Source organism: Zymomonas mobilis (assembly GCF_006715975.1).
Lineage (GTDB): Bacteria > Pseudomonadota > Alphaproteobacteria > Sphingomonadales > Sphingomonadaceae > Zymomonas > Zymomonas mobilis_B.
The window spans coordinates 1,383,241-1,400,568 of the sequence record NZ_VFOF01000001.1; the positions used below are offsets into that span (position 1 = coordinate 1,383,241).

Here is a 17,328-nt window from a genome sequence, read left to right on the forward strand (position 1 = left end):
ACTGAAAGTATTGCAGGTGACTGATCTTTTTTCAAAATTTGACCCGCTGATTGCTATCCGCAAAGAAATGTTAAGTCATGGTGGGCGCGACCCTTTTTCTGTGGTGATGGAGAAGGTGTTATCACCGACAAAAGCCATCATTAAAGGCAAGCCGGTTACCCTGCTTGGCACCTATAATTATATGGGGATGACATTTGACCCCGACGTTATTGCCGCCGGTGAGAAAGCGTTAAAGGAATTCGGTGCAGGCACAACCGGATCGCGCGTTCTGAACGGGACTTATCAGGGGCATAAAGCCTGTGAAGACGCGTTGAAAGACTATTATGGCATGGAACATGCCATGGTATTTTCGACTGGATATCAGGCAAATTTGGGCATGATTTCGACTTTGGCTGGTAAAGGCGAATATGTCATTATTGATGCCGATAGCCATGCGTCGATTTATGATGGATGCCGACTCGGCAATGCCGAAATCATCCGTTTTCGTCACAACTCTCCCGAAGATCTCGATCGTCGCCTTGCCCGTTTGCCGAAAGAGGCGGGTAAGCTGGTCGTTTTGGAAGGCGTTTATTCAATGCTGGGCGATATTGCGCCTTTGGCAGAGATGGTCGCCATCGCCAAAAAGCATGATGCACTGATTCTCGATGATGAAGCGCATGGCATGGGATTCTTTGGTAAGAATGGCCGTGGCGTTTTTGAAGAATTGGGTCTGGAAGGTCAGATTGACTTTATTGTCGGCACCTTTTCAAAATCAGTCGGCACGGTCGGCGGCTTCTGTGTTTCCAATCATCCGCAATTCGAAATCTTGCGTTTGGTATGCCGTCCTTATGTCTTCACCGCATCTTTGCCGCCGAGTGTTATCGCTACCGCAGAAGCTTCCATCCGCAAGCTTCAAAAAGCGCACGACAAGCGGGAACATCTGTGGAAAAATTCTCGCCGTTTGCATGGCGGTCTGACAGAAATGGGATTCACGTTGGGAACCAAGACTGCCCAGTCGGCGATTATTGCTGTTATCCTACCCGATCAGGAACAGGCTGTTGCGATGTGGCAAGCGCTGCTTGAGCTGGGTCTTTATGTCAATTTGGCACGCCCACCAGCGACCCCTGCCGGTATGTTCTTGCTGCGTTGTTCGCTTTGTGCCGAGCATAGCGATGAAGAAGTGACCGAAATTTTGGCTATGTTCAAAAAAGCGGGTCAGATAACGGGCGTTTTAGCCGCCTAAATTGTATTTGATGTAAAAAAATCTTCCGGTCATTTTGCTTGGCCGGAAGATTTTTTATGGGGTTAATCTGTTCGGCCTTGGATTTCGACATTATCTGTCATTCGTGAAGATGAGAAATAGGCAAGAGAAGCCATTGAGGTCGTAAAAGAAGATAAGACAGAAAAAGACAGGCTGCTTTTTCTGCTTCATAGAGAGAAAATACCGGTTTTAATCGGCCATTGCATCCATCACTTCGCAATCCTGATGCAGGGTATTTTTGGGTTTAGCCAATAACGCGACATCCCCGACAACCAGAATAGCGGGGCCGTTAACCTTTTCATTCTGAATGGTGTTTTCAAGATTGATAAGGGAAGAACGAATGACCCGACTGTCTTTGCAAGTTCCCCGTTCGATAATCACCACGGGTATATGGCTGTCGACGCCTTCATGGATGAGGCATTGCGTGATGAATTGCGCTTTTTTGACGTCCATATAGACGACCAAAGTATGACCTGAACCCGCAAGCCCTTTCCAGTTGACCGAAGAAGCGGTGTCCTGTTCTGGTGTCGAGACAAAGCTGACCACGTCAGACAGGCCACGATGGGTCAAAGGTAACATCGCGTCAGCAGCACAGCCCAAAGCCGCAGAGACGCCCGGCACCACTTCGACGGGCATACCGGCAGCGCGAACCGCCTCGACCTCTTCCCCGCCCCGACCGAAGACAAATGGATCACCGCCTTTCAGGCGCACCACAATTGATCCCGTCCTGACATGGGCAATCACCAAGGCGTTGATTTCACCCTGTGTTAAAAGCTGGCGTTTGTTTTTTTGGCCGTTGCTTTCAGAACAGACAGCGATAGCCTGTGCCGTTTTAGGAATATAGGAGAGAATTTCAGCGTCGATTTCGGCATCATAGACCACGACATCAGCCTGTCGCAGGACATCCACCGCACGCAAGGTCAGCAGTTCTGGATTACCGGGACCGGCACCCACAAGAATAACCCGTCCACGGGCTTCAGGATCGAGCAAACTAGTCATAATAATATCTTTTGTCCGTTTTCGCGACCTTAGGGCAAATCATCTTTGCTTTCCTTGCACTTAGGGAAACTTTAGTCCTTGGGACAGGCAAGGTGAATGATGGGGAGGCAGGTCGGGAAAAACAATCATCCTTCCTAAATTTATTCGCGTTGTTTGCTCCGGAATAAATCCAAAGTATTATAATTGTCTGACTTTTTTGTTTGCGATAGCCTGAACAAAAGCTTTTCGCATTATTCTTTTCAAAGGTAAGACAAGCAATAGAAAAGCCAAAGCTTTTATGAAATGATGAGGGATAGGGGAGTTAAAACAATATGACACAGATTATCACCTCAACCGAACCTGCGACGGGTCAGTTATTATGGCAAGGATCGGTGGGCGACGTTGATCAAGCTGTCAACAAAGCACGCGCAGCCTTAACGCCATGGGCAAAGACCCCATTAGAAAAGCGTATTGCAATATTGGAACGTTTTGCCGGACTTGTTCGGGAAAAGGCTGATTTGTTCGGAGAGGTTATTGCCAAAGAAACCGGTAAGCCTTTTTGGGAAGCCCGCACCGAAGCCCAGATTGTTGCCAATAAAGTCGATATATCGGTTCTGGCCTATAAAGATCGCACCTATCAGACGGCTTTGCCGGATATCGCCCCAGACGTAAAAAGCGGCATTAGCTATAAACCGCATGGGGTTTTGGCGGTTTTAGGCCCCTTCAATTTTCCGGCGCATCTGCCCAATGGTCATATTGTTCCGGCCTTGATTGCCGGTAATGTTATCATCTTTAAGCCTTCTGAAAAAACGCCCGCTTCCGGTGAATTTTTGGTAAAATGCTATCATGAAGCCGGTGTGCCAGAAGATGCAGTACAGCTGGTTATCGGTGGACGGCCTGAAGGGGAAGCTTTGAGCCGCCATAGCGGAATTGATGGCCTGTTATTTACGGGATCATCACAAGGCGGCATTGCGCTTAGCCGGATTTTTGCGGAAACACCCGGGCGGATTTTGGCATTGGAAATGGGCGGTAACAATCCGCTAGTTATTTGGAACAGCCAAGATATTGAATCAGCCGCCGCGATTGCAGTCCAATCAGCTTATTTATCCGCAGGTCAGCGCTGCACCTGTGCGCGTCGTTTAATTATTCAGGACGGGCAGCATCAGCCTTTATTACAGGCGATTGATCGCTTGGCCGACCAGTTGATTATTGACCAACCCTTTGCTGATCCTCAGCCTTTCATGGGTTGTGTCATTGATAATGATTCCGCTGATTATATCGAAAAATCTTTCAAGGCACTGGTCGAAAAAGGCGCAAAAGTTTTGCGGCCTTTGCAGCGTCCAGATCGTGAAAAGCCTTTCTTGACCCCTGCTCTTCTGGATATGACGGATTGCGCCGATAAGGTGGATGACGAAATTTTCGGCCCTGTTTTGAAGGTTATTCGGGTACCCGATTTTGAAGCCGCCATCAAAGAAGCGAACAACACCCGCTTTGGTTTGTCAGCTGCTTTGGTTGATGATTCCGAAGAAGATTTTGTCCGTTTTCGGGATGAAGTCCGTGCCGGTATCATTAACTGGAACCGCCCGACCAATGGCGCACCGTCAACGGCACCTTTTGGTGGCGTAGGTTTGTCAGGCAACCATAGACCCGGTGCCTATTTTGCCGCAGATTATTGCGCTTATCCGGTGACTTCCACTGAATCGATCACAGCGGATACCCGCATCACTGTCGGTTTGAAGAAGTAATTTTGAGAAAAAAGGCTGCCTATTTTCAATGAATAGGCAGCCTTTTTAAAAATAGGTTTAATTATGTGACCATGCCTGTCGGCCGCCGACCCAGCTTTCCAAGATTTTAGTCTGGCGCAAGGCGTTGTTATCAACGGTCAGAGGGTCGCGATCCAGAAAGAGAAAATCGGCATAATAACCCGGCATGAGCCGACCAATTTGCTTTTCAGCAAAAGCGGCATAGGCGGGTTGGATCATATAATAAGAAAAGACATTTTCTCGATTGAGCTTTTTATCTTTTTTATCGAGGCTGTCCTGACGATCGAGAATATCGGCGATCGTTTCAAAAGGTGAAGCCGATATACCCCCGAAAGTCACCTGAACCGAATGATCGAGAAGATCATCCCATGCTTCTATTTCAGGAAGGCGGTTTGCGCCGATGCGCTGTTCAATGACAGCTTTATCCGTGAAATAAGAGGCAGGCTGCATGGATACGACCAGATCATATTGAGAAAGTCGTTTAAGATCACCGTTGTCGATCAGGCTGGCATTTTCAATCCGCCAACGACGGTCGCCTTTATAGCTTTGCGATAATTCATCTATGGCATTTAAAAGCTGGTTGCTGGCAGCGTCACCGCTAGCCTGAACGGCAACTTGGAAACCATCCATCGCAGCGCGGCTCATCAAATTCCGTAATTTAGTATCGTTGAGAGTATCGCTGCCCTGTTGGCTGCTGTTGTCGGAATAGGCTTGTTTCAGCCATGCGTGACGAGAGACGATATTGCCATCAATCGTGAAGGTAACGCCGCTCATTGACAGATGACCATCATATAAAAGCGAAGTCGGGTATTTGCCCGCAATAGAGAGCAGCGGTTCAATGCCTTGGGCATAGGATTTTATTCTAAGGCGCAAGCGGCCGAGATCCCCCATGCGACGCATGACATTCCAGTCATCAACCGAGGTGCCCATATCGGTTGCAGATGTAATGCCCCGACTAAGCAATATCTTTTGAATAGTAAGAAAAGCAGCATCTCGTTCGATCGGTTGTAGTGGAGGAATGGCTTGTTTGAGGCGGTCGATCGCCTCCCCTGTGATAATGCCAATAGAGGCAGTTTTGTCAGGGTTTTGCGCGGGTTTTATCTGTGCTTTTTCGAGTGCGAGACTATTCGCTAATCCGATATAGCCATCTGAACGCAACAGCCAGACAGGGCGATCATTGACGATTTTATCAATATCGCTTGCCTGTGGCATGGTCGCGCTATGCCATCTTTGTTCATTCCAGCCACTGCCCAAAATCCAGCGTGCAGTGGGGTGATCGCTGGCAAATTGCTTGAGCTTTTCTTGTGCTTCGGCAAGGGAATGGGTGTCAGAAAGATCAAGCTGCAACGCATCTTCACCAGAAGCCATGATATGGCTGTGAGCGTCTACGAAACCCGGAATAAGGGTTTTATTTTGACCATTCAGATAAAAATCGGGTGAAGCAGGTCTTTTGTCATTTTTGTTAAGAAGTTTGGTTACCTTACCATCCCGCCCAATAAGCAAAGCATTAAAGCGGTAAGGATGACCTTTATTATCAAATGTGATGCCGTTAACCTGATCGATCAGACCGTCGGCATAAGCAGGTAAAGCTGTGAACGCGGTAAGGCCTGCTATGAATGCCAGCGTTTTTACTATTTTCAACGCAGATTTCTCCTGAATATGTCGGGTGAGCGGCTCTTTTTGACTAAGAGTATTCTTCTATTTTCCGCGCGATAAAAAGCCGTAAAAAGGAATAAAGTTTAGCTGTGGTATTTCGATGATAGCGCCCAGAAGTCTTTTATCCGATTAGATAAAATTTCCGATCAGCTTAGTCAGACAAGATTGTTTCGGTAAGCAGACAGCCTTCTGTTATGTGATAATCTACCCTATTTTTTTAAAAGTTAGGGGTATAGAGATAGAGCGATACTATCTGTTTTAGATTAAAAGTAATAACGCTGGAAAAACGTTATTGCCCAGACGCAGGATAAAGCATGGTAAGCTTGGATAATCCAGAGACCCTTCCCGTTTCACTTGATGATATCAAATGTGCGCATCAGCGTATTAAAAATGCTATTATTAGAACCCCTACCCTTTACAGCCGGACTTTGTCCGACCTGATTGGTGCGGGTGTCTGGCTAAAATTTGAAAATTTCCAGTTTACAGCCGCCTATAAAGAACGTGGTGCGTTAAATAAATTATTGTCGCTGGACAAGGTTGCCCGTGAAAGAGGGGTTATTGCCGCTTCTGCTGGTAATCATGCCCAAGGTTTGGCTTATCATGGTAATCGTCTGGATATTCCGGTGACGATCGTGATGCCTGTCCATACCCCGACCGTCAAAGTGGAACAGACCCGTGGGCATGGTGCCAAGATTGTTCTTTACGGCGAGCAGTTTGATGAATCCCTTGCTCATGCTTTAGAACTGGCTGAAAAAGATCAGCTGACCTTTGTGCATCCTTTCAATGATCCAGCAATTATTGCCGGTCAGGGCACGGTTGCCCTTGAAATGTTGGAAGATGCGCCAGCGATTGATACCTTGGTTGTTCCGGTTGGTGGCGGCGGCCTGATTTCAGGCTGTTCCGTTGTTGCCAAAAATTCGGATCGGCCTTTGGACGTTATCGGTGCGGAAGCCGAGCTTTATCCTTCGATGTATAATTATATCAAAGGAAAAGATCTGCCTTGCGGCGGTGATACGCTGGCAGAAGGTATTGCGGTGCAGACACCGGGTATCTTGACGCGGCGTTTTGTCGAAGCTTTGGTCGATGATATTTTGTTGGTCAGTGAAACTAATATTGAACATGCGTTGTCTTTGATTGTTCAGATTGAAAAAACGATTGTCGAAGGGGCTGGTGCGGCCGGTCTTGGTGCGTTGTTGTCTCATCCTGAGCGTTTCCAAGGTAGACAGGTCGGCATTATTTTTTCTGGTGGTAATATTGATACCCGCCTGTTAGCCAATGTGATGTTGCGTGATTTGGCGCGTTCTGGTCGTTTAGCTCGTTTACGGGTGAGAATGAAAGACCAAGCCGGACAGCTTTACAAAGTGGCACGGGTTTTCCACGATCAGCAGGCCAATATTGTCGAGATTTCTTATCAGCGAATCTTTACGACGTTACCGGCCAAAGGACTGTGCGCGGATATCGAATGTGAAACCAGAGATCAGACGCATTTGACGCATTTAATCAATGCTCTGCGTGAAGCGGGTTATGGTGTGACTTTGATTGAACCAGCCTAAGTCACGGGCTGCTTTTGGAACAAGGATAAGATTTATGGGTAAAATGCTTCTTTTGGGCAGTGCCGCATCTTTCGTTGCTCATCGTGTCGCGAAAAAGCAGCGGCGCGGTTTGGCTTCGGCGATTGTATCAACGACATTAGTGCCAGGGCTGGCCGCAGCTGGAGGCATCATGTTGGGTGCAGCATCAGCCGGTGTTGTGGCGCAGCTGAAAAAAGGAGCGGAAACCCGCCCAATTACCAGCCGTTTGGCTCGGTTAAGAAATCTTAGAAAACCGTCCTAAAAGACTACAATAAATTTGATGAAAAAGGCGCTGTTTCGATGGCGTCTTTTTTTGTGCATTTCGTTCGATTTGAAGAATTATGCGTAGCCTTAGGACGCTGTGCTTGCGGTTTTTAAAGAGCCACATTGTTAGACGCGTTTTTTAGAATTTTAATTTGGGATAGGAAAAGTCAGTTTTTCTTTGAAGCGTAATAATCGCGAACATGGCGATTTTGTTCTTCCAAGCTATTGGAAAAAATATGGCCACCCTTGCCATTAGCAACAAAATAGAGCGCTTCAGTTTTTGCCGGATGTAAAACCGCCTCAATAGATTGACGACCCGGATTGGTAATTGCCCCCTTTGGAAGGCCAAGCATTTGATAGGTGTTATAGTCGTTTTGCGCCTGTAATTCCGAACGAAGAATAGGATGTCCCAAAGGATAGCCATGCGTAATCGGATAAATAATCGTGGGATCAGCCTGTAACCGCATATTTTTGGCAAGGCGGTTATAATAGACGCCGGCCACGATAGGTCGTTCTTCGGGAAGAGCGGTTTCTTTTTCCACGATAGAAGCAAGAATAATCGCTTCTTCGGGAGTTTTGACCTGTGCTTGAGGTGATTTATCAGCCCATAATTTATGGAGCATTTTTTGCATTGCCGATTGCATACGGGCAATGACAAGAGAACGTTTTTCACCGGGGGTAAAAGAATAGCCGTCTGGTAACAGACTGCCTTCATCAGGAACGGTGATATCACCTGTTAAAAGTGGTTCAGCCATCAGACGATCATGCACTTCGAGAGAAGGCATGCCTTCCGGCACCACGAAGATATGCCGGACATTGGGGCCATGGGAAAGAAGGGTAATAACCTGATTAAGGGAGCTTGATGCCCCGATACGGTAATCGCCTGCCCTGAGCATAAAAGAGGGTTTGCTGTGTAACAGCCACAAGAAAACATTTTCGGAACGAATAACGTCCGCCTCTTTTAAGAGATGGGCTGTCCGGCCAAAAGAGCTGCCTTCCGGGATAGTGACAACCAATTCTTTGTTATTGGGGGTCACCATTGCCCGATGAAAAGCAATGCCGCCCAAGAAAACCAGCGCAAGCACCAGAAAAAGGAGCAGGCGGCCAAGCCAGCGGCTTGGCGGTTTTTGCCCGCTCATTCTGTCTTGCCGGTTAAAAAGGCGGCACATAATAGCTTAGTCGACAGCTTTGAAGATCAAGCTGGCATTCGTTCCACCGAAACCGAAGCTGTTATTCAGCACGGCTTTGATAGAGCGTTTTTTCGGAACATTCGGCACCAGATCAAAGCCAGCCAGTCCATCGCTCGGATTTTCGAGGTTGATGGTCGGAGGCGCAATCTGATCCCGCATGGCCAACAGACAGAAGATCGTTTCAACAGCACCGGCACCACCCAATAAATGGCCGATGGCGGATTTTGTCGAGCTCATTGACATATTTTGAATGTCATCACCAAATAACCGACGAACGGCATTGGCTTCGATTTCGTCACCCATAGGGGTCGAAGTACCGTGAGCATTGACATAATCAATATCAGCGGTGCTGAGTTTGGCCTGTTCGAGTGCCATTTTCATGGAACGATAAGCGCCATCACCATCCGGCTGAGGTGCCGTCACGTGATAGGCATCGCCGGTCATACCGTAACCGATGATTTCACCGTAAATTTTGGCTCCGCGTGCCTTGGCATGTTCATATTCTTCGAGAATAATAATACCGGCACCATCACCCATAACAAAGCCGTCACGGCCTTTGTCATATGGGCGGGATGCTTTTTCAGGCGTATCGTTATGTCCGGTGGACAGGGCATGTGCCTGAGAAAATCCAGCAATGCCCAAGGGGCAAATAGCGGATTCCGAACCACCGGCGACCATGACATCCGCATACCCCATGCGAATCATCCAACTGGCATCACCAATAGAATGGCAGCCGGAAGAACAAGCCGTCACAACAGCGTGGTTGGGGCCTTTCAGACCGTAGCGGATAGAAACCTGTCCGGCGGTCAGATTGATAAGGCTGGCATGGACGAAATGGGGCGAAACGCGGCGAGGCCCTTTTTCATGGCAGATGATGGCTTCTCGTTCGATGCGGGGTAACCCACCGATACCAGCACCGATAGAAAGGCCGGTTCTCAGCTTTTCTTCTTCGCTCATATCCATGAGGCCAGCATCTTCCAAGGCCTGTCCAGCAGCATCAATGCCATAAACAATAAAAGGCTCAACCTGTCTTACAGTCTTGCTGTCAACGCGTTTGGACGGGTCGAAACCGTATTCATGGTCAGCCGGTTTGACTTCACAGGCAACGGTACAGGCAAAACCTTCCGGATCGAAACGCGTGATACGGCCAGCGCCTGACTTTGAAGCCAGAATATTGGACCATGTTGTCTCGACATCGCCACCAAGCGAAGTCACCATTCCCAAGCCGGTAGCGACTACACGACGCATGTTACTTTTCTCCCCTTGACAGAATGCCTTCAGCATTATGCCGCATGACACCCCTCCTTCGATTTCTTAAGACAAGACGTGAATATAGACTATTTTATTCTTAATTGAAGGTAGAGGCAAAAGATAATAGAATATAACAGAGATAAAAACAGGATCGGGGATTCTGTTTTCGCCGATCCTGTTTTTAGTTCAATTAGGCTTTGTGCTCGTCAATGTAGCTGACAGCGTCTTTGACCGTACCGATTTTTTCTACGGCATCATCAGGAATTTCGACACCGAATTCTTCTTCAAAGGCCATAACCAGCTCAATGATGTCGAGGCTGTCGGCACCGAGATCGTCGAGGAAGCTTGCATTTTCGACGACTTTGTCGGGTTCAACACCCAGATGTTCGACAACAATCTTTTTGATACGCTCTGCAGTATCGCTCATTTTTTAACCTTTCACTTCACTAAGAACCGGAGTCTTGCATTTTCCTGAAAATTAAGACAATCCGAAAAAAATCTAAACACAAGCAAAACCGTCTGCTGTTTCTTTTGTCCTTGCTAGAGGGACGAAAAAAATGAAGGCGGGCTTATTATATAAATAACATTCATGCCCCTAGCGGGGCATAGGCGCGCTTGGCAAGAGGGGAGATCGCCTTTATACTGTTTTTGAAAATCATGAAGGGCTATATTAGGCTTTCTCTATTCAGACAAGATGTCATAGATAACGAATATTTTTGTCTAAACGCCAGCACCAGAATGATATTAAAAAACATGTACCAATAGTGTTATTTTTTTTCTATTGATTTTCTCTCTCGCCAAAAGCTAAAAATTAAATATAAATGCTATAACCGATTAGCACATAAAATGAAAATAACGGGATAATTCTTGGAATCTAGCTTTTACAACTGCATCATCCAGATTTTTCTTAAAAGTTTTGCTCTTTTTTGTCAAAATATCCCCTTTGAAACCGAAAAGATGATGCGGAAGGATAATTTATTGTGACTTCCCGCTCTACTGATGACAGCGTTTACCATGCTGCAAAAAACACGGAAACTGCCTCTGGCTCCTCTAAACGGGTGCCGATGGTAACAATCCGTGATGTGGCCGCCATGTCGGGGGCTTCAATCAAAACAGTATCCCGCGTTTTGAATAATGAACCCAATGTCAGGCCGGAAATGCGTGAACGGGTTTTGCAGGCAGCGCATAAGCTTAATTATCATCCGAATATGGCAGCAAGGAGTCTGGCCGGTCGTCAGTCTTATATGATCGGTCTGTTTTATGAAAATCCTAGCCCGAATTATGTCGTTAACATCCAGACAGGGGCATTGGATCGATTGCGTGGCGAGCCATATCGTCTGTTGATGTTTCCGGTTGAGAATTTCAAAGAATTTCACGGCAATATGATTGCCATTATCCGAAGTTCCGGTTTGGCGGGCGTTATTTTAACGCAGCCATTGTCCAATGATCCGGAAATTATGGAAGAAATGGATCAAAGCGGTGTGCCTTATGTCCGCGTGGCAGGCACAGAACCGCGTGCAGGTTCCCCTTGTGTGACGATCAAAGATATGATCGCAGCAAGAGAAATGACCCGTTACCTGATCGGTTTAGGGCATCAAGATATCGCCTTTATTCGTGGTAATCCAGTGCATCCGGCCAGTAATGCCCGTTTCGAGGGATATTGCTATGCGTTAAAAAGCGCGGGTATTCCGTTCAATCCCGATCTAGTTGTTGCCGGTGATTTCCGTTTCAGCAGTGGTTTGGAAGCGGCACGGAAGATTTTTGCCTTGAACCCACGGCCAACGGCTGTCTTTTCATCGAATGATGATATGGCCGCAGGTATTGTTCAGGCCGCCCACGAACATGGGATTTCTATTCCGCGCGAATTATCGGTTGTCGGATTTGATGACAGCCAGCTGGCTTCTATTGTCTGGCCTCGGATCACGACCATGCGCCAGCCGATATCGGCCATGGCCTATACCGCGACCGATATTATCCTCAACCTGCTGGAAAATGGCTGGAATACCGAAGAAATCAAAAACGTGGAATTAGACCACGCTTTGATTATCCGTGATTCTGCGGGCCCGCCTCTTACGTCCGGTCTTGCAGACAAGAAAGAAGCCTAAGCCTAGGCTTCTCCTTTAGCTTGCAGCCCCTTTCCTGCCCGTTTTTTTGAAACAACGGTAGATCAGTGAAAGCACAAGCAAGATACCCAAGCCGCCCATCAGCACCAGCATAGAAATATAGCGGATGAGGAAGGGTTTGGCGCCGCCTTGTCGGATTGTTTGCACATCGGATGCCTGTAGATGGGCATCACCCCGTCCAAAGCGTCCGGTGACATAATTTGCAAGGCTGGCGATTTCCTTATCAGACAAGCGTTGAACCAGCGATTGGTCGCCAAAAGACGGCATGAAGACTTCATGACCGTCTATTTTGCGTTGCACACCCGTGAGAATGGTCATCACCAGATTATTGGCCTGTGCCGATCCGATAACGCTGTTGTTGTATAGAGACGGAATATGCTGATCGGGGCTGCCATTGCCGTTGCCGCCGTGACAACTGGCGCAGTTGTTATCATATAGCGCCGCACCATCCATTACGACAGGGCGATCAACCCGTATTGTCTCGCCAGTTCTGAGATCCGTGTTTTCAACAGGAGCGCTATATTGATCGCGCGGGCGCTGATCTTGGGCATCATTGATCGCAGGCACCTGTTTAATATAGCTGGCCAAATCATGCAGATCGCGATCGGTTAAATGGCTAAGGCTGTTGCTGACAGCTTCGGCCATGCCGCCGCCTGCCCTTGCCTTGCCAGCGACTTCACCTGTTTTGAAATAGGTAACCAGATCGTCTTCGCTCCAACTGCCGATGCCGCTGTTGACGCTGGAAGTGACATTGGGCGCATACCAACCGCCAAGAGGACTGCCGCCAAGATAGGCGGATTTCTTTTCAGCCATGAACAAATTGCGCGGGGAATGACAGGTGCTGCAATGTTCGAGCGTATCCGCTAGATAGCGGCCACGCTCGAAAGAAGACAAATGATCGAAATCGGTTTTTTGTGCATCATGAGGTAAGAAGAGAAGATTCCACCCCATCATCAAAGCACGAATGTTAAACGGAAAAGACAGCTTCGTAGGCTGATTTTTCTGTGAAACAGGCGCAACCGATTTCATGAAATAGAGATAGAGCGCGTGAATATCCGCGCTGTTGAGACCCGCATAAGCGGTATAGGGCATCGCCGGATAGAGATGACCGCCGTCTTTTCGGATACCGCGTTGCAGCGCGCGAGTGAAATCGGCTTCGCTGTAATGGCCAATACCGGTTTCGGAATCCGGTGTGATATTGGTCGATACGATATTACCCATAGGCGAAGTTATGGCGAGACCACCGGCAAAAGGCTTGCCATTGGGGGCGGTATGACAGGCGACGCAATCGGCAGCTTTCGCGAGATATTCGCCTTTTTGAACCAGAGCATCGTCGCCATTGGGTGCAGCCGCCCATGAAGCCGTTGAAATCGCCAGAGCAAGGCCGGTCGTCATTGCGAGAAAAGGCCGCAGTCGGGAGAAGCAAGAGAAACCTTTAGCCATGATATATCTCTTTTTTAAGGGTATCGGCGACCCGTAACGCCAAGGCTGCTACGGTTAGGGTGATATTGCCTGTCCCCATAGAAGCGAATACGCCCGAACTGGCGATAAACAGATTTTCATGGTCATGCGTCCGGTTATGTCCGTCAACAACGGAATCCTTTGGATCATGTCCCATGATGGTGCTGCCCGCTGGATGATCTTGCGGGAAATAGCCCGGTGTCCAGCGTGGATCGGAGCCTTTCATCAGCCCCATAATTTCTTTGAATAACTGGCGGGAATTATCGCAGCTTCTGACCGTATATTCTGGCAGTTTATAGTAGACTTCGGGATGCGGGATACCCAACACGTCTTTATGGGTTTTGCTGAGGGTTAGGCGGTTATTGGGATCCGGCATACCTTCGTTATGGCTGAAGAGCCGCACCAGATGCGATGCACCGTAGCGGATTTCATCTTCAAGGTCTTTGCCGACATAACCTTTATCAATGGCGAGCGCGGTTGCCAGATCAATCTGGTTATCATCCACCATATGAACTAGGTAGGCTCCGCGTTCATTCCGCCAAGAACCATCCCGAAAATTGTCGATGACATTGGTTTCCAAGGGGCCTCGGCCACACCAAAGCGAATCCAGACCACTCATAAAAGTGACCTGCACCCCTGTGTGATCCATCATATTTCGGCCGACCTGATCCGAGCTATTGGCGACACCGGCAGGATTTTTATCATCTGCAGAAAGAAGCAGCAATTTAGCCGATTCAATACAATGTGCGGCGATGACAAAAATGCGGCCGGTGACCCGATGGCTATTTTTATCGGGGTCGTAATAATGAACCGCAGACACCTTTTTATTGGAGGCATCAGTTTCGATTTTATAAACCACGGCATTATCAATGAAGCGTGCGCCTGCGGCTTCGGCATGCATGACCGTATGGATACCATTATACATGGCACCAATCGGACAAAGCGGCATGCAGTTATTGTTGCCTTCACAAGTCGGGCGATTGTCGTAGCGGCGAGTATTTCGTGCCTGTGGTTCATGGACAACGCGGTAAGGCGTGTGTGTATCAATCAGCTTTTTAAATTGTTCCGAGGCATAGGATAGCGGCAATGCATCCATCGGATAAGGTTGGCGACGGGGCGAGCCTAGATCTTCTATTTTGGGATCGGGGCCGCAAACCCCCATCATGCTTTCGGCCTGATAATAAAAAGGCTCAAGATCGTCATATTTCAAAGCCCAGTCGCGCCCTACCCCATAGCGGGACTGTAATTCAAAATCAGAAGGCAGATAACGCCATGCACAAGCCGACCAATGCCAAGTCGTGCCGCCTAGAATTCGGAGGTAGCTTTGCTGATAGGCTTGCGCGTCAGGCCCTGTCGTATGCAAATAGGCATTTGGTGTGCTTTGATCGGGCGGATGCATTGACCAAGGGGAAGGCGGATAAGGTTCGTCATATTTGTTTTTATTGACCGTATTTCGGCAGTTATCGAGAATATGTTGCCTGTCAACGCGGGGACCCGCTTCGAGCACGATGACAGAAGCGCCGGTGCTTGCCAATTCTTTGGCGATACTGCTGCCTGCAACGCCGGAACCGACGATGACAATATCGGCAGAAAGATCATTTGAAGATGCCATTTTATATTACCTTCTGCTTTTATTTTCCTAGGCTTTCGGGGACATCGGGTTTCATTACCGGTTGCCCTTTGGGAAGCGGCACTTCGGGAGGGCGACTTGTCCAATAGAACAGATCGCCATTGGCATAGGTTTTTGGATAAAGAATATTGCGGGTCAGAGAAAACATCATAGCCGATCGGTAAACGACGACCTTTTCATCAACGATGCCCCGATACCATCCATGCAAAATATCCCGTATTAGAGGGGGTAAATCAGGATTTTGTTTGACAGCCGTTGTGACGAAATGATTGGCATTTTCCCATGGTTGGCTGTTAAAAATGCTGGAAAGCTGTCCGAATTTAGCCTGACGTTTTGGGGTTTTTCCGATTAGCCTGCAAAAAAGCGCTTTGCCGAGCACCGGATCGAGTGTTTTCCGATCAGTTAGGCAGAGAGAAATTTTCATGAAATCAAGGCTATCTGCCCCCGCAGTCGGGGATGAGGCATCAGACGAGATATCGGCGGTAACAGAAATAGCAACAGCAGATAAACCGGTCGCCAGAATGTGACGGCGACGCCAAGGGAATGAGAAAAATGCAGAAAAGGGTCTGTCTTTCTCACGAGAATAACCAACCATAGATAATACCCTGCGTCTGATTGCTTTGAATATCGCGAATCCCGACATCAAAATCTATTTATTATATTTAGCCTTTTAACGCTTATTTTTTAAAATATTTCCTTTTATTTACATTCAAGCGCTGTTTTTATTTGTTATTTTACGTGTTGCGCCTTCTGTATGGCGAGTAAGAACGAAAGCCCAGAGGATAAAGCCCCATAATAGAGGGGTTTTGGTGTCATGTTGCGATGATCTGAAATGAACCGATTTTTTTGTAAATTTTATGCAGCGATTAGCGTTTATATAGAATAGACCGTCCCTATATTACGGCTTCATTTGATGGGGCATGCCTGTTTGGATGGGCAGGCATTTCTGCTTTTAAATATGTTGTCGAATAGATAAAAATTTTAAAATACTAATAAAATAGTACAATATTTAATAATAAAAAAATAAAAATATTTTGAGGGTTTGCCATGAAAAACGCGAGAATCGGGACGGCAGCGATATTTTTTCTTCTCGGTATTGCTATTTCAACATGGGGGGCATTGATCCCTTTTGTTAAAGTACACACCGCCATTTCGGATGGGCAGCTTGGCTATCTGCTTTTATGCTTAGGATTAGGGGCGATTTTTTCGTTACCTTTGGCGGGCAGCATGGCCAATCGGTTTGGCTGTCGTGCCGTGATTACAACGGGTGTTGTAATTACCGCCACGGCTATTCCCTTTCTGGCGACATTGACCTCCCCTATCCTGTTGGGTGGTAGTTTGTTGATTGTCGGTGCCGCGGTGGGTGCCATTGATGCCGCGATGAATATTCAATCGATTATTGTCGAGAAGAGAGCGCAGCGGCCTCTTCTATCAGGATTCCATGCTTTATATAGTATCGGTGGTGCGGTTGGTGCCGGAGGCTTGGCGCTGGTTTTCTCTAGATCATTTTCCCCGTTATCGGCAGGGATAATGGCATCGACCGTTCTTTTGGGTTTGCTATTGGCATTTTGGAAAGCGTTATTGCCGGACAAAGGTGATGGAAATAATGCCGCAACCATTGCGATACCCAAAGGCATGGTTTGGCTTTTGAGCGTGATTTGCTGCATTGCCTTTTTAGCAGAAGGTGCTGTGCTGGATTGGGGTGGTGTATTTCTGACCACGATTAGAAAATTGCCAGTTGAACAGGCCGGTTGGGGATATGCCGGATATGCCACGATGATGACCGGCGGACGATTGTTTGGTAACAGCATTATTGCCAAATTAGGGCATGTGAAAACAGTATTGCTAGGCAGTCTTTTGGCGATGACCGGATATCTGGTTGTGATTTTTGTGCCTTACACCGCCGCAACCTTTATTGGCTATGCGCTGATCGGCTTGGGATGTGCGGATATTGTTCCGGTTGTCTATAGCGTGGCCGGACGGCAAAATGTCATGCCGAGCCATTTGGCTATATCTGCCGTGACTACCATTGGATATACCGGCGTTTTGGCGGGCCCGATCTTGGTCGGGTTTATCGCCAATGCCGTTGGTTTAAAGATATCGTTTTTTATGATTGCCGCTTTATTGGCGGGCGTGGCCGTCTTTGCCAAAAGAATAAAGGTCTGATTAGATTTTATCCACGGGGTGAGGCATCGTCGTTT

14 protein-coding genes are annotated in these 17,328 nt (G+C 47.8%); 6 read left to right on the forward strand and 8 right to left on the reverse strand.

Annotated features, from left to right (window positions below; genetic code table 11):
• The first annotated feature begins 10 nt into the window (after positions 1 to 10).
• Positions 11 to 1,222 (forward strand): serine palmitoyltransferase, encoded by a 1,212-nt coding sequence (gene spt / locus FBY58_RS06080; RefSeq protein ID WP_185738178.1) that lies wholly within the window; start codon positions 11 to 13, stop codon positions 1,220 to 1,222.
• A 207-nt stretch (positions 1,223 to 1,429) separates the two neighbouring features.
• Here the strand turns inward: spt and cobA are convergent, their stop codons facing one another.
• Positions 1,430 to 2,239: a uroporphyrinogen-III C-methyltransferase gene (gene cobA, locus FBY58_RS06085; protein WP_141919953.1), complete on the reverse strand. Its 810-nt coding sequence runs from the start codon at positions 2,237 to 2,239 to the stop codon at positions 1,430 to 1,432.
• Between the two features lie 311 nt (positions 2,240 to 2,550).
• On the opposite strand from cobA, the gene astD reads away from it, so the two are divergent.
• Positions 2,551 to 3,963 carry a succinylglutamate-semialdehyde dehydrogenase gene (astD, locus tag FBY58_RS06090; protein WP_141919954.1) on the forward strand — a complete coding sequence of 471 codons (1,413 nt, stop codon included), beginning with the start codon at positions 2,551 to 2,553 and terminating at the stop codon, positions 3,961 to 3,963.
• A gap of 57 nt (positions 3,964 to 4,020) precedes the next feature.
• Here astD and FBY58_RS06095 read toward each other — a convergent pair whose 3' ends face one another.
• Positions 4,021 to 5,622 (reverse strand): amidohydrolase, encoded by a 1,602-nt coding sequence (locus tag FBY58_RS06095; RefSeq protein ID WP_141919955.1) that lies wholly within the window; start codon positions 5,620 to 5,622, stop codon positions 4,021 to 4,023.
• Positions 5,623 to 5,951: 329 nt separating this feature from the next.
• Here FBY58_RS06095 and FBY58_RS06100 point away from each other — a divergent pair, with 329 nt between their 5' ends.
• Positions 5,952 to 7,190, forward strand: coding sequence for a threonine ammonia-lyase (locus FBY58_RS06100; RefSeq protein WP_141919956.1), 1,239 nt, complete (start codon positions 5,952 to 5,954; stop codon positions 7,188 to 7,190).
• 34 nt (positions 7,191 to 7,224) lie between these two features.
• A complete protein-coding gene (locus tag FBY58_RS06105) occupies positions 7,225 to 7,470 on the forward strand; it encodes a hypothetical protein (RefSeq protein ID WP_141919957.1) in 246 nt (81 codons plus the stop codon).
• A 169-nt stretch (positions 7,471 to 7,639) separates the two neighbouring features.
• On the opposite strand, the gene mltG is transcribed toward FBY58_RS06105, so the two are convergent.
• From mltG to FBY58_RS06120, 3 genes are all read right to left on the reverse strand, one after another.
• The gene (gene mltG, locus FBY58_RS06110; protein WP_141919958.1) at positions 7,640 to 8,611 is read right to left on the reverse strand and encodes an endolytic transglycosylase MltG; all 972 of its coding nucleotides are present in this window, start codon (positions 8,609 to 8,611) and stop codon (positions 7,640 to 7,642) included.
• A gap of 36 nt (positions 8,612 to 8,647) precedes the next feature.
• On the reverse strand, positions 8,648 to 9,910 hold the full coding sequence (gene fabF, locus FBY58_RS06115) for a beta-ketoacyl-ACP synthase II (RefSeq protein WP_141919959.1): 1,263 nt from the start codon (positions 9,908 to 9,910) through the stop codon (positions 8,648 to 8,650).
• A gap of 193 nt (positions 9,911 to 10,103) precedes the next feature.
• A complete protein-coding gene (locus FBY58_RS06120) occupies positions 10,104 to 10,340 on the reverse strand; it encodes an acyl carrier protein (RefSeq protein ID WP_141919960.1) in 237 nt (78 codons plus the stop codon).
• A gap of 553 nt (positions 10,341 to 10,893) precedes the next feature.
• On the opposite strand from FBY58_RS06120, the gene FBY58_RS06125 reads away from it, so the two are divergent.
• Entirely contained in the window at positions 10,894 to 12,018 is a 1,125-nt protein-coding gene (locus FBY58_RS06125) for a LacI family DNA-binding transcriptional regulator (protein ID WP_141919961.1), read from the forward strand.
• 15 nt (positions 12,019 to 12,033) lie between these two features.
• Here the strand turns inward: FBY58_RS06125 and FBY58_RS06130 are convergent, their stop codons facing one another.
• Genes FBY58_RS06130 through FBY58_RS06140 form a run of 3 tightly spaced genes read right to left on the reverse strand, consistent with a single transcriptional unit; the run spans position 12,034 to position 15,722 of the window.
• Positions 12,034 to 13,479: a cytochrome c gene (locus FBY58_RS06130; protein ID WP_141919962.1), complete on the reverse strand. Its 1,446-nt coding sequence runs from the start codon at positions 13,477 to 13,479 to the stop codon at positions 12,034 to 12,036.
• On the reverse strand, positions 13,472 to 15,109 hold the full coding sequence (locus FBY58_RS06135; protein WP_141919963.1) for a GMC family oxidoreductase: 1,638 nt from the start codon (positions 15,107 to 15,109) through the stop codon (positions 13,472 to 13,474). Before FBY58_RS06135 ends, FBY58_RS06130 begins: the two co-directional genes overlap by 8 nt.
• Positions 15,110 to 15,128: 19 nt before the next feature.
• Positions 15,129 to 15,722, reverse strand: coding sequence for a sorbitol dehydrogenase family protein (locus FBY58_RS06140; protein WP_141919964.1), 594 nt, complete (start codon positions 15,720 to 15,722; stop codon positions 15,129 to 15,131).
• A gap of 452 nt (positions 15,723 to 16,174) precedes the next feature.
• Here FBY58_RS06140 and FBY58_RS06145 point away from each other — a divergent pair, with 452 nt between their 5' ends.
• Positions 16,175 to 17,293: an MFS transporter gene (locus FBY58_RS06145; RefSeq protein ID WP_141919965.1), complete on the forward strand. Its 1,119-nt coding sequence runs from the start codon at positions 16,175 to 16,177 to the stop codon at positions 17,291 to 17,293.
• Positions 17,294 to 17,328 lie beyond the last annotated feature (35 nt).